The sequence below is a fragment of the Pseudonocardia sp. GCM10023141 genome (genome assembly GCF_042653605.1).
On record NZ_JBHSIR010000055.1, the window covers coordinates 96,194 to 119,727 of the forward strand.

The following is a 23,534-nucleotide window of genomic DNA, read 5'->3' on the forward strand; positions in this document are numbered from 1 at the left end:
CAGAGCGTAAGTCGAGTGCCTTAATGCGGCAACCATCTGCGTTGCTTGCCACGTCCATCGCCTTTCTCGCAGGATGTGCCGATGGGGCACAACGATGAGTCCGATCCCGTACCGGTGCTCACCGCGCCCGGTGCGCCGTTCGAGACGGTCGGCATCGAGATCGACGGGGTGGCGCTGCGGGCGTGGCGGCACGCCGCGCCCAGCCTGCGGTCGATGCTGGAGGCCTCGCGCGCGTTCGGGGAGCAGCCGTTCCTGATCTACCACGGCGAACGCACCTCCTACCGCGAGCACGCCGAGCGCGTCACGGCACTGGCCCGGCTGCTGGCCGACACCTACGGCGTCCGCAAGGGCGATCGCGTCGCCATCGCGATGCGCAACTACCCGGAATGGTCGGTGGCGTTCTTCGCTGCGGCCTGTGTCGGAGCGGTGGTGGTGCCGCTCAACGCCTGGTGGGCGGCGGCGGAACTGGAGTTCGGCCTGCGTGACAGCGGCTCGAGGGTGCTGATCGCCGACGCCGAGCGGCTCGACCGGCTGCGCGACGTGCTGCCGGGCCTCGACGTCGCCGTGCTGGTGGCCCGCCCGGACGGGCCGCTGCCGGCCGGGGTGCGTGACCTCGCCGACGTGCCGCCGGCGGCGGAGCTGCCGTCGGTCGCGATCGAGCCGGAGGACGACGCGACGATCTTCTACACCTCCGGCACCACCGGCGTGCCCAAGGGCGCGCTCGGGTCGCAGCGCAACATCTGCTCCAACCCGGTCAGCCTGATGTTCGCCGCCGCCCGGTCGGTGCTGCGGGCAGGCGGGTCGCTCGACGACCTGCCGACCGGACCGGGCGTCCGGCTGGTCACGGTGCCGTTCTTCCACGTCACGGGCTGTCATTCGGTGCTGCTGAGCGCGATCCAGGGTGGGCACGCGCTGGCGGTGATGTACAAGTGGGATCCGGCCGTGGCGCTGGAGCTGATCGAGCGCGAGCGCGTCACCCAGCTGACCTGCGTGCCGAGCATGGCCGCGCAGCTGTTCTCCCATCCCGACCTCGCGCGTCGCGACGTCTCCAGCCTCACCGCGGTGGGCACCGGCGGCGCGCCGGCCCCGCCCGTGCTGGTCGGGCGCAGCGCGGCGGTGATCCCCGGGCTGGGGATGTCCAATGGGTACGGCCTCACCGAGACCTCGTCGTTGACCTCGGCGAACATCGGGGAGGACTACGTGGCGCGCCCCGACAGCGTCGGGCAGCCGGTGGCGATCTGCGAGGTGCAGGTCGTCGACGGCATCGGGGAGCCGCTGCCCGTCGGGGAGGTGGGCGAGCTGTGGATCAGGGGCGCCAACGTGGTGAAGGGCTACTGGAACCGGCCCGACGCCACGGCGGCAGCGATCACCGACGGCTGGCTGCACACCGGTGACCTGGCCCGTCTCGACGACGAGGGCTTCATCCACGTCGTCGACCGGGCCAAGGACGTGCTGATCAGGGGCGGGGAGAACATCTACTGCGCCGAGATCGAGGCCGCGGTCTACGAGCATCCGGCCGTCGCCGAGTGCGCGGTGCTGGGCGTGCCGCACGAGGTGCTGGGCGAGGAGGTCGGCGCCGCCGTCCGGCTGCGGCGGGGGGAGACGCTCACCGCTGCGGAGCTGCGGGAGTTCCTGACCGGGCGGATCGGAGCGTTCAAGATCCCCGCCCACGTCTGGTTCCTCGACGCGGAGCTGCCGCGCAACGCGGCGGGCAAGGTGCTCAAGGCGCAGCTGCGCGGCGAGCTGGTGGCGACGTGAACCCGGCAGCGGTGGCGCAGGACGCCCGCTCCGCGCTGATCACGGCCGCCGAGCGGCTGTTCGCGGAGCGCGGCGTCAACGGGGTGTCGCTGCGAGAGGTGACGCGGGCCGCGGGCCAGCGCAACACCACCGCCCTGCAGTACCACTTCACCGACCGGGCCGGGCTGCTGCGGGCGCTGCTGCTCAAGCACGGCGTCGACGTGGGAGCGCGGCGCAACGTCCTGCTCGACCAGTACGAGCTGGCCGCCCGCGACGACCTGCGCGCGCTCGCGTCGGCGTTCGTGCTGCCGCTGATCGCGAAGCTGACCGACGACGACGGCGGCCGCGGCTACCTCCAGATCGCCGCGGAACTGCTCAACGTCACCAACCGGATGATCAAGCCCGGTAGTCCCGTCTCCGCGATCGTCTACGACGACCCCGGCGGCAGCGTGCCGCGCTGGCTCGATCTCGTGGCCCCGATGCTGCCGCCGGAGTCGGTGGGCCCACCGCTGCACCGGCGGTTCGCGGCGATGCACTTCGCGCTGGTGGAGCTCAGCCGCCGCGCGAAGGACGAGCCGAGCACCGACCACCGCCTCTTCACCCATTACCTCACCGACCTGGTGACGGCGGTGCTGGCGGCCCCGGTGTCGGAGGAGACCCGCCGGGTGCTGGTGGAGCGGCGGCGCTGAGGCCCCGTCCGCCCCGGTAGCCGGATTGCAGGAAAGCCACTTTCCTGCAACCTCGTTGCGGCAAAGTGGCTTTCCTGCAATCCCGAGCGGCCCTGCGCGGTCGGACGGGGTGGCACCGCGCCAACCCGTTGGCCACCGCGCCGATGTCGTGACGTTGGCGCCGAGGCCACTTCGTTGGCGCCGTCACCGGCGGCGCAGCGCTATCCCGCCGCGGGCGGAGCGGGTGGCAGCACCGCCGGGCCCACCAGCCGCAGGCGCAGCCGGTTGTCGGCCCGGCCGAACAGCGCACCCATCGCCGCCAGGGTGCCGGCGAGGTCGGTGCGCCCGTCCAGGTAGGCCCAGCGGTGCCGCGCCGGCAGCCCGAGGAACGTCTCGAAGAACGCCGGCACCTGCTCGGGCGGCATCCGCAGCAGCGCCTCGAGCCCGACGCGCCGGATCCGGTGCACCGCCTGCGCGCTCGCCGGCCACAGCACCGCCTGCGCGGCGGCCAGCGCGTCGCCCGGCCCGGCCAGCGCCGCCGCGACCGCCGGTGCCGCGGTCAGCGCCGTGGCCACGCTGAACCCGGTGGCCGGGTGCACCAGCGGCGCGGCCGCACCGAAGCCCAGTACCCCGCGGGTGTGGTGGCGTGGCTGGTCGACGGGGAACAGGACGCGTTCCGCGCGGGCGTCCGGCGCCGGGGTGATCCCGTGCGCGGCCAGCCGCGCGAGCAGCCGGCGCCGCAGCACCGGCATCGGCAGCGCGGGACGCCGGGCCAGCGACGTCTCCTCGAGCAGCACCGCGCCACCACCGAGCGGCACGGCGTAGAGGAACGTCGGGGGGCCGGGCTCGCCGTGATCAGGACGCCAGTCCATGAACAGCGCCGACCCCGGCTCGACCAGCGGCGCGGCCACGACCTCGTCGACGACCAGCCCGTACGCGCTCTGCTGGGCCGCGACGCCCGGTGTGCCGCCGGGCCGCAGGGGACGCCTGCTGCCGCCGGCATCGACGAGCAACCGGGCCCGGATCTCGCCGCCGTCGGCGAGGCGGACGGAATCGGGACCGCTGCGCCCGACCACCCGCCCCGCGCGGACGTCCACGTCGGCCAGTCCCGCGTCGAGGTGGCGGCGCAGCGCCGCGACGTCGAGCACCGCGTAGTCACGGTCGAGGTCCCACGCGGTGAGCGCGACCGCTGCGCCCCTGGCCACGGCGGCGATCACCGAGGCCGGGAGCGTGGCGGGCAGCTCCGTCGCCCAGCTGCCGTACGTCGCCCGCCACGGCGCGTCCGGGGCCGGGTCGACGAGCGACGTGGCGAGCCCGCGGCCGGCGCACGCACCGGCGAGCGCGCGCCCGGCCGGGCCACCGCCCACCACCAGCACGTCCACCGGCAGCAGTGTGCCGTCAACCCGGGTAGGCCCGCGCCACCGCCTCGTCGACGAGCTGGACCGCGGACAGGTCACCGGGGACGAATCGGCTGCGCATGACGGCCATGGCCACACCCGAGTCGATGTCGGCCCACGCGGCGGAACCGTTCGCGCCGACCATCCCGAAGGCGGACCCCGGCCGGGACGCGACGCCGCCGAACCGGCCGGGCGCGTACCCGAAGGCCCACGTGGTGGGGAACCCCATCACCTGGTCCAGGCCGCTGAACGCGGGCGCCGCCATCGCCGCGAGCCGGTCGGGGGACACCAGGTCCACACCGTCGACATGGCCGAGCTCGCCCGCCAGCAGCCGGGCCGTTCCGCGCGCGGACATCGTGCCGAACGAGGCGATGTCGCTGGTCAGGATGTCGCGGCGGTTCGCGAACGCGGCCGTGGGGCGCACCCCGGGCGGCAACGCGCGGGCCAGGGGAGTGCCCGGCTCGGGCTCCGGGGGCGCCCCGGCAGGCACCTGCGCCACCACCCGGTCCAGCAGGGCGGCCGGCACGCCGAAGTGCACCTCGTCGGCGATCCCGAGCGGGCCGGTGAGCTCGGCGTGCAGGACCTCGGTGAGGGTCGCGCCGGTCACGCGCCGGATCGTCTCGCCGAGCAGGAAGCCGAACGTCTGCGCGTGGTAGCCGATCGCGGTGCCGGGCTCCCACCACGGCGTGGCGGCGGCGAGCTGGGCGCACATCAGCGAGACGTCGCAGAGCTGGGCGGCCGTGGTGTCGGGCGGCAGGCCGGGCACGCCTGCGGTGTGCATCAGGACGTGGCGCAGCGTCACGTGTTGCTTGCCGTGCACCCCGAACTCGGGCCAGACGTCGGCGAGTCGCAGGTCGTAGGCCAGCACGCCGCGCTCCACCAGGACGTGGGCCAGCGACGAGGCGACGCACTTGGCGGTGGAGGCGGCCCAGAACAGGGAGTCCGACGTCGCGCCGGCGCCGCTGACCGCGTCGACCACCAACCGGCCCCGGCGCACGACCGCCACCTGCACCCCGACCTCGGAGCCGGCCGCCACGAGCTCGTCGAGCCCGTTCTGGATGCGATCCTGCAGGTCGTATCCCGGAGCCATGCCCCGGTTGTACCCGGTCGAGACGGTGGCCGCAGGCAGGGGTGACCGGGCGGCCCAAGGTCAGGCCTAGCCTGCTCGTGTGATCGATCAGGGGCGGCGGGGCCAGCGTCGCAGCGCGCTGGCGGAGTCGGGTGCGGGGCTGGCGGGCAGCCCGTTCCGCGTGGACCGGGACCGGATCGTCGCCTCGCCGTTCTTCGCCAGGCTCGCGGGTGTCACGCAGGTGGTGAGCCCGGCCGGCTCGGGTCTGCTCGTGCACAACCGCCTCACCCACAGCCTGCAGGTGGCGCAGGTGGCGCGCGCGATCGCGGAGCGGCTGGGCGCCGACGTCGACGCCGGCCCGTTGCTGGGGAAGCTCGGCGGCTGCGACCCGGACGTCGTCGAGGCGGCCGCGATCGCCCACGACCTGGGGCACCCGCCGTTCGGGCACCTCGGCGAGCAGGTGCTCGACCGGCTGGCCCGCGAGCGGCTCGGGCTGCCCGACGGGTTCGAGGGCAACGCGCAGAGCTTTCGCATCGTCACCACGATCGACCTGCACGGCCCGGGCGGCACCGGGCTCGACCTCACCGCCGCGGTGCGTGCGGCGATCCTGAAGTACCCGTGGGCGCGGCTGGGCTTCCCCGACCCGCACCCGAGCGCCGCGGCGCTGCCGCCGCGCGGCGCCGGCCCGTTGGCGTCGGCCCGCGACGCCGGGTCGGCCAAGTTCTCCGCCTACTCCACCGAGCTCGACGACCTGATCGACAGCCGCGCGGTGTTCGCCGACGTGATCGGGCCGTGGCAGCAGACGGTGGAGGCGGCGGTGATGGACACCGCCGACGACATCGCCTACGCCATCCACGACCTGGAGGACTTCCACCGCGTCGGGGTCCTGCAGCAGACCGGCGTCGCGGCGGAGCTGGCCGGGTGGCGGCGTGAGCCGGGCGCGGCCGGTCCCGGCTCGGACCTGGAACGGCTGCGGCGCCGGCTGGCGGACAAGGACGGCTGGGCCTACGACGACGACGCGTTCGCCGCCGCCGTCGACCGGGTGCACGCCGACCTCGTCGAGGGGCTGCTCGCCACGTCGTTCGACGGGTCGATGGCCGCCGAGCGGGCCGTCGCCGAGTTCTCGGCCCGCTGGACGTCGCGGCTGGTGGCGGGCGTGATCGTCAGCCCGGACCCGCCGGTGCGCTCGGCGCACGTGGCGCTCGGCGTCGCGCAGTGGCACGAGGTGGCGGTGCTGAAGTTCGTGCACCAGCGGTTCGTGCTGCTGCGACCCGACCTCGCGTCGCACCAGCGGGGTCAGGCCACGGTGCTCGCGGGGCTCGTCGAGGCGCTGCACTCCTGGTTGGGTGAGGAGGACGGCCCGCGCCTGCCGCCGCGGCTGCACGACCTCGTCGAGCTGGCTCGCGCGGAGTACACGCCGCTCGCCGCGCCCGCCACCGTCGACGCGCTCGCCCGGGGCCGGGCCGTGATCGACTACGTCGCCTCGCTGACCGACGGTCAGGCCGCCGCGTTGCTCGACGTGCTGACGGGCCGCAGCGGCCGCCTGTGGACCGACGCCGCCGTCCTGTAGCCCGTGAGATCGGTCATGTGCGGGCCCCTGCCTGCGCATTCCGTTGGACGTTGCCGGTAGCCTCGTAGGCGTGATCCTTCTCCAGTAGCTGCGCTTCGGCCCTCTCGCATGTCCGCCGAACGTCCTCTGGAGTGTTTTCTCTCATGATCACCGCTGTTGACCTGGAACTGCGTGCTGGGTCCAGGATCCTGCTGTCCGACGCCACCCTGCGCGTCCAGCCCGGCGATCGGATCGGCCTCGTCGGCCGCAACGGCGCCGGCAAGACCACCTCGATGCGCGTGCTCGCCGGTGAGGGCGAGCCCTACGGCGGTAGCGTCACCTCCAACAGCCCCGTCGGCTACCTCCCGCAGGATCCGCGCGAAGGCGATCTGAAGGTCTCGGCCAAGGACCGCGTCCTGTCCGCCAAGGGCCTCGACGAGATGCTGCGCAAGATGGAGAAGGCCCAGACGGCGATGGCCGAGCTGGTCGACGGCGCGCAGAACGACCGCGCGGTGCGCGAGTACGGCCGCATCGAGGAGCGGTTCTCCGCGCTCGGCGGGTACGCGGCCGAGAGCGAGGCGGCCCGCATCTGCGCCCACCTGGGCCTGCCCGAGCGGGTGCTGACGCAGGAGATCGAGACGCTCTCGGGTGGCCAGCGCCGCCGCGTCGAGCTCGCGCGCATCCTGTTCGCCGCGTCCGACGGCGGCGGCGGGGGCGCGCCGAGCGCCACCACGCTGCTGCTCGACGAGCCCACCAACCACCTCGACGCCGACTCGATCACGTGGCTGCGCTCGTTCCTGCAGTCCCACGACGGCGGGCTCGTGGTGATCAGCCACGACACCGAGCTGCTGGCCGCGGTGGTCAACAAGGTGTGGTTCCTCGACGCCACGCGCGGCGAGGTCGACGTCTACAACATGGACTGGCGGCGCTACCAGGAGGCGCGCGCCACCGACGAGAAGCGCCGCCGCCGCGAGCGGGCCAACGCGGAGAAGAAGGCCGCGGTCCTGCACACGCAGGCGCTGAAGATGGGCGCCAAGGCCACGAAGGCGGTCGCGGCCAAGAACATGGCCCGCCGGGCCGACCAGATGCTCTCGGCGCTGGAGCCCACGCGCAAGAACGACCGCACGGCGCGGATCCGCTTCCCCGACCCGGCCCCCTGCGGCAAGACGCCGCTCACGGCGGAGGGCCTGTCGAAGGCGTTCGGCTCGCTGGAGGTCTTCACGGGCGTCGACCTGGCCGTCGACCGCGGCGCGAAGGTCGTGGTGCTCGGGCTCAACGGTGCCGGCAAGACCACGCTGCTGCGGATGCTGGCCGGGGTCGACACTCCCGATGCGGGCAAGGTCGTGCCGGGCCACGGGCTGCGCACCGGGTACTTCGCCCAGGAGCACGACACCCTCGACATGGGTGCCACGGTCTGGGAGAACGTCCGCCACGCCTCGCCCGACACCCCGGAGCAGCAGCTGCGCACGCTGCTGGGTTCGTTCATGTTCTCGGGTGATCAGCTGTCTCAGCTCGCGGGCACGCTCTCGGGCGGCGAGCGCACGCGGCTGGCGCTGGCGGGTCTGGTGTCGAGCGCGGCCAACGTGCTGCTGCTCGACGAGCCCACCAACAACCTGGATCCGGCCAGTCGCGAGCAGGTGCTCGACGCGCTGCGCCGCTTCACCGGCGCGGTCGTGCTCGTCACGCACGACTCGGGGGCCGTCGAGGCGCTGCACCCCGACAAGGTCATCGTGCTGCCCGACGGCACCGAGGACCTCTGGTCGGCGGAGTACCTGGAGCTCGTGCAGTTGGCCTGATCGGCGGATCAGGTCCGATCATCACCACCCGTTCGGATACCTCCGCCGGTGACCGACATGGCCGGTGGGGTACCCGATCAGGGTGCGGCGGCCCGTTGTCGGCGCCGGGGGTGACGAGAAGGTGGCGACGGGGTGACGCTGTGATGATCTCGCAGTGCGAATGATCACCCGTCCGCGTGATCCATTCGGGCGAACCGCTCACCGATCATCGAGTGGATCTCCTGGCCCCGGCCCAGCGGGTGGACGATCATTGCCGCACCGAGGAGCCGTCCGGCCCCGGGTCACGGTCGCCCCGCGACCAGCTGAGGAGGTCAGCATGGCCGACCTGAAGAAGGGCGCCCGGATCACCGGGACCCAGCGCGACAAGCTCGCGACCGATCTGAAGAAGAAGTACGAGAAGGGTGCCAGCATCCGCGCACTCGCCGAGCAGACGGGCCGTTCCTACGGGTTCGTGCACCGCGTGCTCAGCGAGACGGGTGTGACACTGCGGGGGCGCGGGGGCGCCACCCGCACCAAGAAGAAGTAGTACCGCTCGCCGATACCCGGTGCGCCCGTGATCCGGGCGCACCGGGTGCTGGCGACGGCCGGCCGTTGGGGCTCCGGGTTACCCGGCAGTAGCCTGGGTGGCGTGACGACGACACCGGAGATCGACATCCTGACCCGCGGCGGGCTCACCCTCGACGTGGCGGGGCCCCGAGCGACGATCACGCTCGCGCGCCCCGAGGTCCTCAACGCGCAGACGCCCCAGACCTGGGAGGCGCTGCGCGTGGCCGGTGCCTCCCTGCCCGACGACGTCCGGGTGGTGGTGGTGCGCGGCGCCGGGCGCGCGTTCTCGGCGGGTCTGGACAAGAGCTTCTTCACCGCCACTGCGGCGGACGGCACGCCGGGCATCGCGAGCATCGCCACGCTCCCGGACGCCGAGGCCGACGCCACGATCGCCGCGTTCCAGGCGGGTTTCGCGTGGCTGCGCGACCCCGCCCGGGTCACGATCGCCGCCGTGCAGGGCCACGCCATCGGCGGCGGCTTCCAGCTCGCGCTGGCCTGCGACCTGCGGATCGTGGCCGACGACGTCAAGTTCTGCATGGCCGAGCCGACCCTGGGCATCGTGCCCGACCTCGGTGGCACCCAGCCGCTCGTGCGCGCCGTCGGGTACGCCCGCGCAGTCGAGATCTGCCTGTCGGGCCGCCGGGTGGGGGCCGAGGAGGCCGTCGCCACCGGGCTCGCGCTGCGGTCGGTCCCGCTCGCCGAACTCGATGCTGCCGTCGACGCGCTCGCCGCCTCGCTGCTCGCCGCGCCGCCGAAGGCCGCGTCCGAGACGCTGGCGCTGCTCGCCGGTGCCGCCGACCTGAGCGCCGCGGACGCCCGCGCGGCCGAGCGGGCGGCGCAGCTGCGGCGGCTGCGGTCGCTGGCGGCCGGGCAGGGCTGAGCACGGCAGCCGTTGCCGGCCCGATCCGTCTTCCAGCGGGGTGACATCGCTGACGTCCGGCGTCAGTAATGTCACCCCGCTGGCGCTCCGGCGGGACTACGTCACCACCGGAGCGCGTTGACGCGAGCAGTATGCAACGGTGTAAGTGAAGGGGGTGGCCGATGGAGCGACCCATGGGGCTCATGCGCGGCGTCATCCGGGGCGCCGATGCGCCGCGATCGGTGCGCAAGGGCACGATCCCGCGGATCTGGACGTTCGCCCGCCCGTACCGGCTGTGGCTGCTCGCGTTCCTGCTGCTGACGGTCGTGTCGGCCACCACCGGTGTGCTGACGCCCGTGCTCGCCGGCCGCGTCGTCAACCAGATCGTCGCGGGCGGTGCGGTGTCCGCCGCCGTCGGCACGGTGATCGGGCTGGCCGCGGCGATCGCGGCGCTCGCCGTGCTGGAGGCCGTCGTCGGGCTGGGCACGCGGTGGTTCTCCTCCCGGATCGGGGAGGGGCTGATCGTCGATCTGCGCAGCGCCGTGTACGAGCACGTGCAGCGGATGCCGGTGGCGTTCTTCACCCGCACCCGCACCGGCGCGCTGGTGAGCCGGCTCAACAACGACGTGATCGGCGCGCAGTCGGCGATCACCACCACGCTGGCCTCGGTGCTGTCCAACGTCATCCAGCTGACGCTGGCGCTGGCCGTCATGATCGGGCTGGCGTGGCAGGTCACGCTGCTGGCGCTGCTGCTCCTGCCGATCTTCGTGCTGCCCGCAAGGCGCATGGGGCGCACCATCGCCGACCTGCGCCGCGAGTCGGCCGATCTCAACGCGGGCATGGGCTCGCAGATGACCGAGCGCTTCTCCGCCCCCGGCGCCACCCTGGTGAAGCTGTTCGGCCGCCCCGAGCAGGAGGCTGCCGAGTTCCACGACCGGGCGCTGCGGGTGCGCGACATCGGCGTGCGCACCGCGATGGTGTCGCGGGTGTTCGTCACCGCGTTGTCGCTGGTCTCGGCGCTGGCCCAGGCGCTGGTCTACGGGCTGGGCGGGTACCTGGCCGTCACCGGTGCGATCGCGCCCGGCACCGTCGTCACCCTCGCCTTGCTGCTCACCCGCCTCTACACGCCGATGACGGCGCTGGCCAACGCCCGCGTCGACGTCATGACCGCGCTGGTGTCGTTCGAGCGGGTCTTCGAGGTGCTCGACCTGGCCCCGATGATCACCGAGCGGCCGGACGCCCTGGATGTGCCGGCCGGGCCCGTCACCGTGGCGCTGCGCGATGTCCGGTTCGCCTACCCCGGCGCCGACAAGGTGTCGCTGGCCTCGCTGGAGGAGGTCGCGGTGCTCGACAACCGGGTCGGCGAGGAGGTGCTGCACGGCGTCGACCTCGAGGTGGGCGGCGGGCAGCTGCTCGCGCTGGTCGGCTCCTCCGGTGCGGGCAAGTCCACCATCGCCTCGCTGGTGCCGCGCCTCTACGACGTCGACTCCGGGTCGGTGCAGCTGGGCGGTGTCGACGTGCGGGACCTGCGGTTCGCGTCGCTGCGCGCCACCGTCGGGGTGGTGACCCAGGACGGGCACCTGTTCCACGACACCATCGGGGCGAACCTGCGCTACGCCGCCCCCGGTTCCACCGATGCCGAGCTGCTCGACGCACTGCGCCGCGCCCGCCTCGGTGACCTGGTCGCGGCGCTGCCCGACGGGCTGGAGACCGTGGTCGGCGAGCGCGGCTACCGGCTCTCGGGCGGGGAGCGCCAGCGGCTGACGATCGCGCGGATCCTGCTGGCCAGGCCGCGCGTGGTGATCCTCGACGAGGCCACGGCCCACCTCGACTCCGAGTCCGAGGTGGCCGTGCAGGCGGCGCTGGCCGAGGCGCTCGCCGGGCGCACCGCGATCGTCATCGCCCACCGGCTGTCCACGATCCGGGCCGCCGACCAGATCGCGGTGGTCGAGGCAGGGCGGATCGTGGAGCGCGGCACGCACGACGAGCTGCTCGCCGCCGACGGGCGCTACGCCGTGCTGCACCGCACGCAGTTCGCCGACCAGCCGGCCGATCATCCGGCCGTCGTCCCCGCCGATGCCGGCATCGACTGCGGCATCGACGGCTGCACGGCCCGGCACACCGAGGAGCACGTGGTCCTGCGCTGAGCGGTGTCGAAAGGGGTTCGGGTCGCCGCCGGGGTCCTGCCACGATCTCGCGCATGGGGGACCGGACGGACAACGACTACGACGCCTTCGCTGCCGCGTACTCGGCGATGAACGAGACCAACGACTGGAACGCCGGCTACGAGCGACCCGCAGTTCTCGCGATGCTGGGTGACATCACCGGGCTACGGACCCTGGACGCGGGGGCGCGGGGCAGGCGCGCACGCCGCCGCGTTGGTGTCGCGCGGTGCCACCGTCACCGGTGCCGACACGAGCGCCGGACTGCTCGCGCTCGCCGCCGACCGGCTGGGGTCCACCGCGGCACTGCTGCAGGCCGACATCGGGTCCTGCACTACCTGCAGGGCTGGACGGTGCCGCTGCGCGAGTTCAGTCAGACACCGGTGCCCGGCGGCCGCCTGGTGATCTCCACCCACCACCCGTTCATGGACCACGCACTCGCCGGCGGCGATGACTACTTCGCCACGTGCGCGTTCGATGACGAGTGGCAGGTCGGCGACCGATCCGTGCGGATGCGGTTCTGGCACCGCCAGCTGGCCGCGATGAGCGGCGCGCTCACGCGTGGCGGTTTCGCGCTGACGGTCATCGACGAGCCGGCTCCGCAGCTCTGGGTCGAGGACCTCGATCCACGGGCCTGGCAGAGCCTCACGACAGCCCGCTTCCTGTTCTTCGGTGCCGAGGCCCCCTGACAGCCGTCCCCCGTCAACGCGGCAGCCATTCCGGCCGCGATGAGCCCCGTGGCACCAGTACCGTGCGGTACCGACCGGGCGTGACCGACATCGTGGCCTGGTCCGTGACGCCCTGGTAGGCGCCCAACGGCGTCTCGGCGGTGAACGTCTCGGGGTCGAGGTAGGCGTGCTCGCCACCGCTGCCGGCCACCTCGTGCGCGTAGTCCCGGTCGAAGATCCCCAACCCGAGCACCCAGAGCGCGGCCCGGGTGAGGGAGACGTGGACGCGGTAGCTGCCGCCCTCGACCGCCCGCCGGGTGAGCGCGGCCGTGATGCCGGTGGCCAGCAGCCAGGACACGATGTAGTCGTTGACCACGAGGATCGGGGGCAGCGCCGGCGTGCCGCTGCCGTCGGGGCCCATCCCGCCTTCGAGGTGCATCATCCCGGTGACGCAGCCCGCGGTCTGGTCGAAGCCGACGCGGTCGGCCCACGGCCCGGTCTCGCCGTACAGCGATGCCGTGGCGTGCACGATGCCGGGGCGCGTTGCGGCGGCCTCCTCGGGGGAGAGCCCGATCCGGGCGAGGTAGCCGGGCCTGCGGTTGGCGTAGAAGACGTCGGCGCCGCGCAGCAGGTCGCGGACCCGATCGGCGGCCCGGCGCGGATCGAGGGTGGCCGACCGGACGCCGACGTTCGCGCTGGCGTAGGTGGTGTCGTGCTCGAACTCGGTGGGCCGCCAGATGTTGAGGACGTCGGCCCCGTGCAGCGCCAGCGACCGCCCGGTGCCCGCGCCCGCGATGACGTGGCCCATCCCGAGCGCCCGGACGCCGTCGAGGGGCTGCTCGGCGCCGGGCGGCAGGGGCTCGGGCTCGCTGTCACCGATGCGGGTGATGCTGATCAGCGGCGCGTCGGCGAGCGCCTCGTGGTACTGCGCCTCGGCCAGCAGCTCCGAGGTGGTGCGCAGCATCGGCATGACGATCCCGGCGGCGGCGCCGGCGTCCTCCAGGTCGGCGGCCTTCCAGCCGGCGATGCGCGCGGCGACGGCGTCGCTGTCGTCGGGGGTGTCGAGGACCTTCTGCGTGGCCACCTTCAGCCCCGGGTAGGCGTTGAGCGGCATCACCCAGCGGCCGTCGGCGGTGCGGTAGAACGCGAACCCCAGCGCGTTGCTCACGTTGGCGGCCGAGACGGGCGCGTACCCGTTGAGCAGCTCCCAGCGCCGGTCGTAGAACGGGCAGAGCCGGTGCGGCGCGGTGCGCAGGTCCACGCCGATGTCCTGGCCGGGTCCGCCGCGCGAGCGGTGCAGGGCCGCCAGCACCACGGACTTCGCCGCCAGCGCGACCGCGGCCGCGCCGCCCAGGCGCAGCGGGCTGGGGACGATCGGGTCGGCGCCGCGGAACGTGACGATGCCGCCGCCATCGGATGCGGCCAGGCCGACACCGCCCAGCACGTCCTGCAGGGCGGCGCCCGGGTCGAACGCGTCGTCGGTGGCGGGCGCGGCCACCACGGCCTGCAGGTGTGCGGTGAGGTCGGTCATGACAGCAGCTCCTCGGGGATGTCGACGAGGCGTGCGCGCAGGTGCTCGCCGACGGACTTGGCGGCCTGGTCGACCCGCAGCGTCGAGCCGCTGGCCGGTGCGAGCAGCCCGCGCAGCACCAGGTGCACGGCGCGCAGGTGGGGGAGCTCGTGCCGGACGATGTCGAGGTCCTTCGCGTCGGGCACCAGCCTGCGCACCTCCTCCACGGTGAGCAGGCTGCGCAACCACGGCCACGCCCGCTCGTCGGAGACCCAGACGCCGACGTTGGCGTTGGCGCCCTTGTCGCCGCTGCGGGCATGGGCGACCGTGCCCAGCGGCAGCCGCCGGGTGGGCCCACCGGGCAGCGGCTCGGGTTCGGGGTGCACGGGCTGGTTCGCGGGCGACGATGCCGCGGGGACCGGGATCGCGATCACGGTGGCATCGTCGAGCACGACGTCGTGGGCCACCACCGCGGCCGGCAGCAGCGCAGGCCAGTACCCGATGCGGGCCCGCGGCTCGTGCACCGGGGTGGCGGCCGTGTCGGTGAAGAAGCCCGGATAGCTGGCCAGGAACAGCGCGTGGACGTGCGCGGCGAACCGCCCCCGGGAGAGCACCTCGCGGTCGCGTGCGGTCGCGATGATCCGCACCGCGACCGTGGCCTCCCACTCCGTCTCGGGGTCGGCGGCCGGGACGCCGAGCTGCACCACCTCCAGCTCGTCGATCCCCTGCTCGGGTGCACCGAACTGCTCGTGGAGCTGCGCCCGCAGCAGCGCCACCTTCGCCTCGACGTCGGGTGCGGTGGCGAACGTCGTCATCACCATCTGGTAGCCCAGCGGGGCGAACAGCGCGATCTTCGCCGTGGGCGGTGGCGGGGTGCCGGTGGTGCCGCAGATGCGGACCCGGTCGGGCGCCTCCAGGGTGAGGACGGTGTCCTCGAGGTGCACCGTGACGTCCGGGTTGAGGTAGTGCGGGCCCTGGATCTCGTAGACCAGTTGCGCGGTGACGGTGTCGACCGTGACGGCACCCCCGTCGGCGACGTGCTTGGTGATCACGCTGGACCCGTCGGCCGCGACCTCGGCGATCGGGTAGCCGAGCCGCAGCGGGCGCGGGATCGACGCGAAGCCGGAGAAGTTGCCCCCGGTGGCGTGGGGTCCGCACTCGATGACGTGCCCGGCGAGGACGGCACCGGCGAGCTCGTTCCAGGCATCGGTGCTCCAGCCGTGCCACCAGGCGGCCGGGCCGCTGGTCAGCGAGGCGTCGGTGACGCGCCCGGCGATCACGATGTCGGCGCCGGCCTGCAGAGCGGCGGCGATCCCGGCCCCGCCGAGGTAGGCGTTGGCGGCGGCGGGCTCCACACCCCACGACGAGAGCGGGGCGCCGGTGTCCAGGTGCGTGAACGGGTGCCCGGCCGCGCGCAGCTCGTCGAGGTGCGGCAGCAGGTTGTCACCCTCGATGTGCGCCACCCGCAGCGCCAGCCCGGCCGCTGCGATGTGCTCGCGCAGCGCCGCGGCCAGCGCCTCCGGCCGGAAGCCGCCCGCGTTGGTGACGACCTTGAGCCCGCGCTCGGCGATCACCGGCAGGTGCGGCTGCAGCTGTGCGAGCGCGTAGCCGACGTACCCGCCCTCGGGGGACCGGGCCGCGAGCGCCGCGAGCGTGATCTCCGCGAGGTAGTCGCCGACCAGCACGTCGACGGGGTCTCCGGCGAGCACCTCGCTCAGCGCGGAGAAGCGGTCACCGAGGTATCCGGAGAAGTTGGCGATGCGGACGGGGCGGCGGCTCATGGCCTCGACGCTAGTCCCGCGCCGGCGTTGCTGACCACGACCGAGTCGTGCGAGTGAACATGACCTCCTGGGTCACGTTGCAGGTACGGTGCACCGCATGGAGATCCGGCACCTGCGCTCGTTCGTCGTCGTGGCGCAGGAGCGGAACTTCACCCGCGCCGCGGCGCAGCTGCACGTGGCCACCTCCCCGCTGTCGCGCCGGATCCGCGAGCTGGAGCGGACGCTGGGCGCCGAGCTGTTCGTGCGGGCCCACCACCGCATCGACCTCACGCCCGCGGGCGAGGCGCTGCTGCCCGCGGCCCGCGACGTGCTGGCCCGCTTCGACGCGTTGCCCTCGACGGTGGCGGCGGTCCCGCTGACGGCCCGGATCGGGATCGCCCCGGACGTGGTGCCCGGCGTCCGCGACGCCCTGTTCGGTGCGCTCGCCGGGCGGGTGAGCGTGCGGATGCACCCGGCGTCCACCGCGACGCTGCTGCGCCTGCTCGGCTCGGGCGCCCTCGACCTGGCGCTCGTGCACGGCTCGGTGCGTGGTGCCCACCTGCGCCACCGGCTGCTGCGCACCGACCCGGTGGGGGTCGTGGTGGCCACCGGCACCGGGTTCGACGGGCGGGAGGCCGTTCGGCTCGACGAGCTCGCGCACCTGCCGTTCGCGACGATCGACTGGTCGGCGGCGCCGTGGATCTACCGCGGGATCGACGCGGTCATGACGGCGGCGGGCGTCACGGGCCGCCTGGTCGTGGAGGGTGACAACTTCGCGGGCCTCGCGCAGCTGGTGGCGTCCGGCGAGGCGTTCACCGTGGCGGCCGCGGCGGGCGGCGCGATGGCCAAGGCGTTCGCCGGGGAGCACGTCGTGCACCTGCGGGTGGAGGGCGCCGACCTGACCCTGTCCACCGTCGCCGCGTGGCGCGGGGACCGCACCGGCGACGGGGGAGTGGTCGACCAGCTCGTGGCGGCACTCGACCAGCTCTGACGGTCAGCCGGTCCGGCGGGTCACACGGTCAGGGTGCGCAGCTGCGACCACATCCGATCCCACGGCTGCAGCCGGCCGGTGCACAGCCACACGCTCGCGTCCTGGCCGCCGTCGGCGACCTCGCGCACCGTGGTGAAGTACGCGCGCAGCGCATCGGGAGTCGAACCGACGAACAGGACCGCATCCTGGCCTTCCGGCGGGGGTGGGAAGTAGCCGTACGCGCGGTTGTTGCTGTACGCGGCGGGGAGGTCGAGCCGGCTGCCGTAGCCGTCCAGGTAGGCGGCGATGATGTACGAGTCGCCCATCAGCGCCGTCCGGGACCGGTCCGCTGCCGGCAGCCCGTGGTAGGCGTCCGCGGCCCGTTGCGCGATGCTCAGCCCGGCGTCGGACGGGGCCAAAGTGGTGGACAGGACGAGCATCGCGCCCGCCGCGAGCGTGGCCAGCGCGTAGGCGGGCCACGCGGCCCAGCGCAGCCGCCGGTGCCCGGACTCGCGTCGCCGTTGCAGCGCCACCGCACCGGCGGCGGCGAGCAGCCCGTAGATCCCGCCCAGGTAGTACGGGCGCCCCTCGGTCACCACGAAGAAGGCGTAGAGCACCACGGCTGAGACGCCGAGGAAGCGGTGGGCGCCACCGGCCCGGACCAGCCGCCACAGCCCGTAGCCCCCCAGCACCACCCCGGCGAGCCCGGCCATCAGGACCAGCGCCCCGGCCACACCCGGTCGGCCCCCGTAGAGGAACTCCGCCTCCGCGGTGGCCACCGCCCCCATCTGCAGCTGCGGCCATCCATGGGCGGCCTGCCACACCAGTGTCGGGGCCGCGATCACCACCGCGATCCCGGTCCCGGCCCACAGCAGCGGCCTGCGCAGCAGCTCCCGCGGGCCGAACACCAGCACGCCCACCACGAGCACGGCGCACAGCAGCAGCACCTGGAACTTGGTCTCGGCCGCCACCCCGGCCACCACGCCGAGCGCGAGCAGCAGGCGGTCGTCGCGGGTCCGCAGCCAGCGCACCAGCACCCAGAACAGCAACAGCCACTCGACCGGCTCCAGGCCGTACGGGGTGAGCCAGTGCCCCGCCATCGTGGTCCACAGCGCGGTGGCCTGCGCTCCCGCGGTGAGCACCTGGGCCCGCCGGTCCCCGCCGAGCTCGCGGGCGATCAGCGCGGCGACGAGCACCGCCGCGGCCGTCGCGAGGACGGCGGGCAGCCGCAGCACGAGCAGGGAGTCGGGGGCGATGGCGTGCATGAGCGCGGCCAGCAGCGGTGCCACCGGTGGCTGGTCGGCCGAACCCCAGTCGAGGTGCCTGCTGCCGATGACGAGCATGTAGACCTCGTCGAACCAGTGCCCGCCGATCGCGGCGACGACGCCCTGCACGAGCGCGACGGCGGCCACGATCGGCAGTACCGCCGCGCGGGCGAACGGTGGCGGCGCGCCGGAGGACTCGGAGCGGGCTCGGGCGTGATCAAGGGTGGCAGGGTGCACGGGTCTCTCCGGTCGACGTCGGGCCGGTTCCCATCCCACCCCGATCATCGTGGCGGCGCGACGGCCCATCGTCGTGATCACCGCATCGAAGGTCGCCGTGGGTACGACTTTCGTCGATCCGGCCGCCGCAGCTCCCCGCGCCGGATCAGCCCGCGCCCGGTCAGCGCCGCCGGACACCCGCTTCCACCAGGTCGAGGACGGGTTCGAGGTCGTCGGCGGGCAGCCCCATGGCGAGGTGGGAGACGAGCCCTTCGAGCACCAGTTCCAGGTACTGGGCCAGCACGGCCACGGGCACGTCGTCGCGCAGCGTGCCGGCGCGGCGCTGGCGCTCGAGCCGCTCGCGGGTGGCGCGGGTGAGCTCCGCGGAGTGTGAGCTCCACCGCTGCCGGAACTCCGGTTCGGTGCGCAGCCGCCGGGAGATCTCCAGCCGGGTGCCGAGCCAGCTGCTCTCGTCGGCGCTCGCGGGATCGGTGGCGGGCGGATGGGCCAGCAGATCGCGCATCACCTGGACCAGGCCCTGTTCGGCGACGACGTCGGCCATGCGCCCGGCGTCCTGCTCGGCCAGCGCCAGGAACAGGGCGTCCTTGTCGCGGTAGTGGTGGAAGATGGCTCCCCGGGAGAGCCCGGTGGTCTGCTCCAACCGGCGCACCGTGGCTCCCTCGTAGCCGTAGCGGGCGAAGCAGGCGCGCGCGCCGTCGAGGATCTGCTGGCGCCGGGCGGCGAGCTGATCGGTGCTGACGCGGGGCATTCCAAGATCCTACCGCCGTTCCCAGCCGTACGTACGGCTTGGGAGAGAGGGTCTTACGGGTCACTGACGGGTTCCGGACGGACTGCAATTGTCGGTGGGCGCGGGTAGCTTCGCCTGCGTGACACATGACCGGGGAATCGCGCTGGCCGTACAGGCCGCCGCGGTCGAAGAACCGGCACCCGACGCCGGGCCCACGGTGCTGCACGACTGTGCAGACGCGGAGGCCTACGTGGCGTCGGTGTGCTTCAAACACGGGCCGCCACGGCTCACCGGCGTCGAGCTCGAATGGCTGGTGCATGATCTCGCGGTTCCGGGTGCTCCCGTACCCGCCGCCCGGCTCGCTGCAGCACTCGGCGCGCACGCCCCCACCACCCTCGATCCCCGCTCGCCCGCCCTGTTGCTCCCCGGGGGGTCCGACGTCAGCGTCGAACCCGGTGGCCAGGTCGAGCTCGCCAGCCCGCCGCTCCCGGACCTCGCCGCACTGCTGAGCACCGTCCGCGCCGACACGGCCGTGCTGCACCGACTTCTCGCCGCGCAGGGTCTGCATCCCGTGCCCCGCGCCGCCGATCCGCTCCGCCCGCCGTCGCGGGTGCTCGACGTCCCGCGGTACCGGGCCATGGAGCAGGCCTTCGACCGCGTCGGGCCCCATGGCCGCAGCGCCATGTGCTCCACCGCGGCCGTCCAGGTCAGCCTCGATGCCGGTGAGGGGTCCGACATCGCCCGGCGCTGGGCCGCGGTCCACGCGTTCGGGCCCACGCTGCTCGCCGCGTTCGCCAACTCGCCGGTGCTGCACGGGCGCCGCACCGGCTGGAAGTCCTCGCGCTGGGTGAGCTGGATGCGGGCCGATCCGGAGCGCACGGGCCCGCCGCCGCGCTCGGCAGGCGCGGGCGCCGACAGCTCCGGTGTCGATCCGGCCGCCGCATGGGCGCGCCGGGTGGTCCAGAGCCCGGTGCTGTGCGTGCGTCGGGAGGGCGCCTGGACGGTGCCGGAGCACGTCACGTTCGCCGACTGGATCCGGGGCGCGCTGCCGGGCAGGCCCACCACGGCGGATCTCGACTACCACGTGTCCACGCTGTTCCCGCCGGTCCGCCCGCACGGCCACCTCGAGGTGCGCTACGCCGACGCGCAGCCGGGTCGGCGCTGGGCGCTGCCCACCGCGGTGCTGGTGGCGTTGCTCCACGATCCCGCCGTCACCGATCGGGCCCGGGAGGTGTGTGAGCCCGCCGAGGACCGGTGGGTGGCCGCCGCCCGCCACGGACTGGCCGATCGGGTGCTCGCCCGCTCGGCGGCAGCGCTGTTCGAGCTCGCCGTCACCCAGCTGCCCGCGGTCGCGGCACCGGCGTGGGTCACCGAGGATCTCATCGCCATGACCGAGCAGCAGGTGCTGCGCGGGCGATGTCCGGCCGACGACCCGGTCCCGGCATCCGAGCCCGACGAACCGGCCATCCCGGAGGACGTGATCGCATGACCGTTCCGGATCTGGAGACTTCGCACTCCCCTGAGGTGCTGCGCTCGCGCGTCGCCGAGCTGCTCGCCGCATCGCGGGCCCGCAGCACCCGGCTCACCGAGGCCGTCGACGAGGCCGACCTCGTGGCGCAGCACTCACCGCTGATGTCGCCGCTGGTCTGGGACCTGGCCCACATCGGCAGCCAGGAGGAGCTCTGGCTGGTGCGCGATGTGGGTGGTCGCGAGCCGCTGCGGCCCGAGATCGACGGGCTCTACGACGCGTTCCAGCACTCGCGCGCCAGCCGGGTCGAGCTGCCGCTGCTCACACCCTCGCAGACCCGCACCTACGTCGCCGAGGTGCGGGCCAAGGCGCTCGACGTCCTGAGCAGCAGCCCGCTGTCGGGGCGCAGGCTCGAGGAGCACGGCTTCGCGTTCGGCATGATCGTGCAGCACGAGCAGCAGCACGACGAGACGATGCTCGCCACCCACCAGCTGCGTACCGGTGCGCCGGTGCTGCAGGCGGTCGCACCGCCCGCCGGGCGAGCGTTGCCCCGCCGGGAGGTGCTGGTGCCGGGCGGTGGGTTCACGATGGGCACCGACACCGAGCCGTGGGCGCTCGACAACGAGCGCCCGGCGCACACCACCCACGTCGACGCGTTCTGGATCGACACCGCACCCGTCACGAACGGCGCCTACGCGGAGTTCGTCGCGGCAGGCGGCTACGACGACCGGCGCTGGTGGAGCGACGCGGGCTGGCGCCATCGCACCGAGGCGGGTCTCACCGCTCCCCAGTTCTGGGAGCGCGACGGGGGCGGGTCCACCGGCGGCACCTGGCACCGCAGCCGGTTCGGGCACGTCGAGCCGCTGATGCTCGACGAGCCGGTCGTCCACGTCTGCGCCCACGAGGCCGATGCGTACGCCCGGTGGGCCGGCAAGCGGCTGCCCACCGAGCAGGAGTGGGAGAAGGCGGCCCGGTTCGACCCCGCCTCCGGCCGCTCGCGCCGCTACCCGTGGGGTGAGGAGGAGCCCACTCCCGCGCACGCCAACCTCGGCCAGCGCCACCTGCAGCCGGCCCCGGTCGGTGCCTACCCGCTCGGCGCCTCGGCGCTGGGGGTGGAGCAGCTGATGGGCGACGTCTGGGAGTGGACGTCGTCGGGCTGGCACCCCTACCCCGGGTTCGAGGTCTTCCCCTACCCGGAGTACTCGCAGGTGTTCTTCGGCGGCGACTACCGCGTGCTGCGCGGCGGCTCGTTCGGCACCGACCCGTCGGCCGTCCGGGCCACGTTCCGCAACTGGGATCACCCGATCCGCCGGCAGATCTTCTCCGGGTTCCGGTTGGCCCGCGACGCCTCGCCCGCGGACGGCGCCTGATGGTGGGGGGCTAGTCGTGTGCCGGCACCTGGCCTACCTCGGCCCACCGGTGACGCTGGCGTCGCTGGTGCTCGAGCCCAAGCACGGCCTGCTGCACCAGTCCTACGCACCGGCCGACATGCGCGGCGGCGGCACCGTCAACGCCGACGGTTTCGGCGCCGGCTGGTACCCGGAGCGGGGGGCGCCGGCGGCGCGCTACCGCAGCGCGTCGCCGATCTGGTCGGACACGGCGTTCGCCTCGCTGGCCGGCGCCACCCGCTCGGGTGCGGTGCTGGCCGCGGTCCGCTCGGCCACCACGGGGATGCCCGTCACGGCCGAGGCGGCCGCGCCCTTCACCGAGGGCCGCTGGCTGTTCAGCCACAACGGCGTGGTCCGGGGCTGGCCCGCCTCGGTGGCCACGCTCGCCGCGCAGCTGCCGGTCACCGACCTGCTCACGCTCGATGCGCCCACCGACGCCGCGCTGCTGTGGGCGCTGGTGCGCCACCGGCTGCGCGCCGGCGCCGCACCCGGGTCCGCGCTGGGCGAGGTGCTGCACGCGGTCGCCGCAGCGGCACCCGATTCCCGGCTCAACCTCCTGCTCACCGATGGCGACACGATCTGGGCCACGGCCTGGGATCACGCGCTGTCGGTCCACGTCACCGACGACGTCGCCTTCGTGGCGTCCGAACCCATCGATCCGCACTGGCGGTGGACGCCGGTGCCCGATCGGCACCTGGTGGTGGCCCGCCCGGGCCGCCACAGCATCACACCACTGGGCACACCGCTCACGACCTCGGGGAACTCATGAGCTCCGCTCTGCTCGACATCCACCTCACCGACGACGACGCCGACATCGCGCTGCGGGCCGACGCGCGTGCCGGACTCACCGCGAGCCCGAAGGAGCTCCCGCCCAAGTGGTTCTACGACGCTGCGGGCAGCGAGCTGTTCGAGCAGATCACGGAGCTGCCGGAGTACTACCCGACCCGCACCGAGCGCGCGCTGCTGGAGCGGTCGGTGCACGAGATCGCGGCGGCATCGGGCGCGGCCACGCTCATCGAGCTGGGCTCGGGGTCCTCGGCGAAGACCCGCCTGCTGCTCGACGCCTTCCGGGAGGCGGGCACGCTCCAGCGCTACGTGCCCCAGGACGTCAGCGCCTCGGCGCTGCGGCTCGCCATGGATGCGCTCGCCCTGGAGTACCCGGGGCTGGCGCTGCACGGGGTGGTCGGCGATTTCACCAAGCACCTGCACCGGCTGCCCGGCGGCGACCGGCGGATGGTCGCGTTCCTCGGCGGCACGATCGGCAACCTGCGCCCCGCGCAGCGGGCCCGGTTCCTCGCCCAGGTGCGGGCGGTGCTCGAACCGGGGGAGCAGCTGCTGCTGGGCACCGGACTGGTGATCGACGAGCCCACCGTCGTCGCGGCCTACGACGATGCGGCGGGCGTCACCGCGGCGTTCAACCGCAACGTGCTGCACGTGCTCAACCGGGAGCTGCACGCCGACTTCGACGTCGACGCGTTCACCCACGTGGCCCGCTGGGACCGCGAGCACGAGTGGATCGAGATGCGCCTGCGCGCCGAGCGGGCCATCACGGTGCGGGTGGCCGACCTGGATCTCACCGTCGAGTTCGCCGCGGGGGAGGAGATGCTCACCGAGATCTCGGCCAAGTTCCACGTCGAGGGTGTGCACGCGATGCTGTGGGCCGCCGGGTTCGGCTTGTCACGCAGCTGGACCGACCCCGACAACCGCTTCGCGCTGACGCTCGCCACGGCCGAGTAGCACTCATCTAGTGTCAGCCCC

The 23,534-nt window shown here is 73.8% G+C and carries 19 protein-coding genes; 13 read left to right on the plus strand and 6 right to left on the minus strand.

The window, feature by feature from the left end; all coding sequences use genetic code 11:
* The first annotated feature begins 81 nt into the window (after positions 1 to 81).
* Positions 82 to 1,758, plus strand: a complete 1,677-nt coding sequence (locus ACFPFQ_RS29505; RefSeq protein ID WP_379624627.1) for a class I adenylate-forming enzyme family protein — start codon at positions 82 to 84, stop codon at positions 1,756 to 1,758.
* Positions 1,755 to 2,426 (plus strand): helix-turn-helix domain-containing protein, encoded by a 672-nt coding sequence (locus ACFPFQ_RS29510; protein ID WP_379624629.1) that lies wholly within the window; start codon positions 1,755 to 1,757, stop codon positions 2,424 to 2,426. The genes ACFPFQ_RS29505 and ACFPFQ_RS29510 overlap by 4 nt, the downstream gene beginning before the upstream one ends.
* A gap of 200 nt (positions 2,427 to 2,626) precedes the next feature.
* On the opposite strand, the gene ACFPFQ_RS29515 is transcribed toward ACFPFQ_RS29510, so the two are convergent.
* The gene (locus tag ACFPFQ_RS29515) at positions 2,627 to 3,787 is read right to left on the minus strand and encodes a lycopene cyclase family protein (protein WP_379624631.1); all 1,161 of its coding nucleotides are present in this window, start codon (positions 3,785 to 3,787) and stop codon (positions 2,627 to 2,629) included.
* A 16-nt stretch (positions 3,788 to 3,803) separates the two neighbouring features.
* On the minus strand, positions 3,804 to 4,892 hold the full coding sequence (locus ACFPFQ_RS29520; RefSeq protein WP_379624633.1) for a serine hydrolase domain-containing protein: 1,089 nt from the start codon (positions 4,890 to 4,892) through the stop codon (positions 3,804 to 3,806).
* 82 nt (positions 4,893 to 4,974) lie between these two features.
* On the opposite strand from ACFPFQ_RS29520, the gene ACFPFQ_RS29525 reads away from it, so the two are divergent.
* The 6 genes from ACFPFQ_RS29525 to ACFPFQ_RS29550 all read left to right on the plus strand — a co-directional run bounded on the left by ACFPFQ_RS29525 (position 4,975) and on the right by ACFPFQ_RS29550 (position 12,472).
* On the plus strand, positions 4,975 to 6,441 hold the full coding sequence (locus ACFPFQ_RS29525) for a deoxyguanosinetriphosphate triphosphohydrolase family protein (RefSeq protein WP_379625469.1): 1,467 nt from the start codon (positions 4,975 to 4,977) through the stop codon (positions 6,439 to 6,441).
* A gap of 143 nt (positions 6,442 to 6,584) precedes the next feature.
* Entirely contained in the window at positions 6,585 to 8,216 is a 1,632-nt protein-coding gene (locus ACFPFQ_RS29530; RefSeq protein ID WP_379624635.1) for an ABC-F family ATP-binding cassette domain-containing protein, read from the plus strand.
* 316 nt (positions 8,217 to 8,532) lie between these two features.
* Positions 8,533 to 8,742 (plus strand): helix-turn-helix domain-containing protein, encoded by a 210-nt coding sequence (locus tag ACFPFQ_RS29535; protein WP_028932228.1) that lies wholly within the window; start codon positions 8,533 to 8,535, stop codon positions 8,740 to 8,742.
* 102 nt (positions 8,743 to 8,844) lie between these two features.
* Positions 8,845 to 9,642 (plus strand): enoyl-CoA hydratase/isomerase family protein, encoded by a 798-nt coding sequence (locus ACFPFQ_RS29540; protein WP_379624637.1) that lies wholly within the window; start codon positions 8,845 to 8,847, stop codon positions 9,640 to 9,642.
* Between the two features lie 161 nt (positions 9,643 to 9,803).
* Positions 9,804 to 11,768, plus strand: a complete 1,965-nt coding sequence (locus tag ACFPFQ_RS29545; RefSeq protein ID WP_379624639.1) for an ABC transporter ATP-binding protein — start codon at positions 9,804 to 9,806, stop codon at positions 11,766 to 11,768.
* Between the two features lie 53 nt (positions 11,769 to 11,821).
* The gene (locus ACFPFQ_RS29550; protein WP_379624642.1) at positions 11,822 to 12,472 is read left to right on the plus strand and encodes an SAM-dependent methyltransferase; all 651 of its coding nucleotides are present in this window, start codon (positions 11,822 to 11,824) and stop codon (positions 12,470 to 12,472) included.
* A gap of 13 nt (positions 12,473 to 12,485) precedes the next feature.
* On the opposite strand, the gene ACFPFQ_RS29555 is transcribed toward ACFPFQ_RS29550, so the two are convergent.
* A complete protein-coding gene (locus ACFPFQ_RS29555) occupies positions 12,486 to 13,982 on the minus strand; it encodes a CoA transferase (protein WP_379624644.1) in 1,497 nt (498 codons plus the stop codon).
* Positions 13,979 to 15,742, minus strand: coding sequence for an acyclic terpene utilization AtuA family protein (locus tag ACFPFQ_RS29560; protein WP_379624646.1), 1,764 nt, complete (start codon positions 15,740 to 15,742; stop codon positions 13,979 to 13,981). The genes ACFPFQ_RS29555 and ACFPFQ_RS29560 overlap by 4 nt, the downstream gene beginning before the upstream one ends.
* A 97-nt stretch (positions 15,743 to 15,839) precedes the next feature.
* Here ACFPFQ_RS29560 and ACFPFQ_RS29565 point away from each other — a divergent pair, with 97 nt between their 5' ends.
* On the plus strand, positions 15,840 to 16,712 hold the full coding sequence (locus tag ACFPFQ_RS29565; protein WP_379624648.1) for a LysR family transcriptional regulator: 873 nt from the start codon (positions 15,840 to 15,842) through the stop codon (positions 16,710 to 16,712).
* A 20-nt stretch (positions 16,713 to 16,732) separates the two neighbouring features.
* Here ACFPFQ_RS29565 and ACFPFQ_RS29570 read toward each other — a convergent pair whose 3' ends face one another.
* Positions 16,733 to 18,193 (minus strand): glycosyltransferase family 39 protein, encoded by a 1,461-nt coding sequence (locus ACFPFQ_RS29570; RefSeq protein ID WP_379624650.1) that lies wholly within the window; start codon positions 18,191 to 18,193, stop codon positions 16,733 to 16,735.
* Between the two features lie 160 nt (positions 18,194 to 18,353).
* On the minus strand, positions 18,354 to 18,941 hold the full coding sequence (locus ACFPFQ_RS29575) for a TetR/AcrR family transcriptional regulator (protein WP_379624652.1): 588 nt from the start codon (positions 18,939 to 18,941) through the stop codon (positions 18,354 to 18,356).
* Between the two features lie 118 nt (positions 18,942 to 19,059).
* Here ACFPFQ_RS29575 and egtA point away from each other — a divergent pair, with 118 nt between their 5' ends.
* The 4 genes from egtA to egtD are packed head-to-tail and all read left to right on the plus strand — an operon-like array spanning position 19,060 to position 23,513.
* Entirely contained in the window at positions 19,060 to 20,409 is a 1,350-nt protein-coding gene (gene egtA, locus ACFPFQ_RS29580; RefSeq protein WP_379624654.1) for an ergothioneine biosynthesis glutamate--cysteine ligase EgtA, read from the plus strand.
* Positions 20,406 to 21,758, plus strand: coding sequence for an ergothioneine biosynthesis protein EgtB (gene egtB / locus ACFPFQ_RS29585; RefSeq protein WP_379624656.1), 1,353 nt, complete (start codon positions 20,406 to 20,408; stop codon positions 21,756 to 21,758). Before egtA ends, egtB begins: the two co-directional genes overlap by 4 nt.
* Before the next feature lie 16 nt (positions 21,759 to 21,774).
* Complete coding sequence (gene egtC / locus ACFPFQ_RS29590; RefSeq protein WP_379624658.1) at positions 21,775 to 22,545, plus strand: ergothioneine biosynthesis protein EgtC; 771 nt, start codon at positions 21,775 to 21,777, stop codon at positions 22,543 to 22,545.
* Positions 22,542 to 23,513 carry an L-histidine N(alpha)-methyltransferase gene (egtD, locus tag ACFPFQ_RS29595; protein WP_379624659.1) on the plus strand — a complete coding sequence of 324 codons (972 nt, stop codon included), beginning with the start codon at positions 22,542 to 22,544 and terminating at the stop codon, positions 23,511 to 23,513. The genes egtC and egtD overlap by 4 nt, the downstream gene beginning before the upstream one ends.
* Positions 23,514 to 23,534 lie beyond the last annotated feature (21 nt).

What these genes read in the sequence shown, in the direction of transcription:
- ACFPFQ_RS29545 (WP_379624639.1), top strand. Translation starts at nt 9,804, where the DNA reads ATGGAGCGACCCATGGGGCTCATGCGCGGCGTCATCCGGGGCGCCGAT.
- ACFPFQ_RS29520 (WP_379624633.1), bottom strand. Translation starts at nt 4,892, where the DNA reads ATGGCTCCGGGATACGACCTGCAGGATCGCATCCAGAACGGGCTCGAC.
- ACFPFQ_RS29505 (WP_379624627.1), top strand. Translation starts at nt 82, where the DNA reads ATGGGGCACAACGATGAGTCCGATCCCGTACCGGTGCTCACCGCGCCC.
- ACFPFQ_RS29555 (WP_379624644.1), bottom strand. Translation starts at nt 13,982, where the DNA reads ATGACCGACCTCACCGCACACCTGCAGGCCGTGGTGGCCGCGCCCGCC.
- ACFPFQ_RS29560 (WP_379624646.1), bottom strand. Translation starts at nt 15,742, where the DNA reads ATGAGCCGCCGCCCCGTCCGCATCGCCAACTTCTCCGGATACCTCGGT.
- egtB (WP_379624656.1), top strand. Translation starts at nt 20,406, where the DNA reads ATGACCGTTCCGGATCTGGAGACTTCGCACTCCCCTGAGGTGCTGCGC.
- ACFPFQ_RS29575 (WP_379624652.1), bottom strand. Translation starts at nt 18,941, where the DNA reads ATGCCCCGCGTCAGCACCGATCAGCTCGCCGCCCGGCGCCAGCAGATC.
- ACFPFQ_RS29565 (WP_379624648.1), top strand. Translation starts at nt 15,840, where the DNA reads ATGGAGATCCGGCACCTGCGCTCGTTCGTCGTCGTGGCGCAGGAGCGG.
- egtD (WP_379624659.1), top strand. Translation starts at nt 22,542, where the DNA reads ATGAGCTCCGCTCTGCTCGACATCCACCTCACCGACGACGACGCCGAC.
- ACFPFQ_RS29550 (WP_379624642.1), top strand. Translation starts at nt 11,822, where the DNA reads ATGGGGGACCGGACGGACAACGACTACGACGCCTTCGCTGCCGCGTAC.
- ACFPFQ_RS29535 (WP_028932228.1), top strand. Translation starts at nt 8,533, where the DNA reads ATGGCCGACCTGAAGAAGGGCGCCCGGATCACCGGGACCCAGCGCGAC.
- ACFPFQ_RS29530 (WP_379624635.1), top strand. Translation starts at nt 6,585, where the DNA reads ATGATCACCGCTGTTGACCTGGAACTGCGTGCTGGGTCCAGGATCCTG.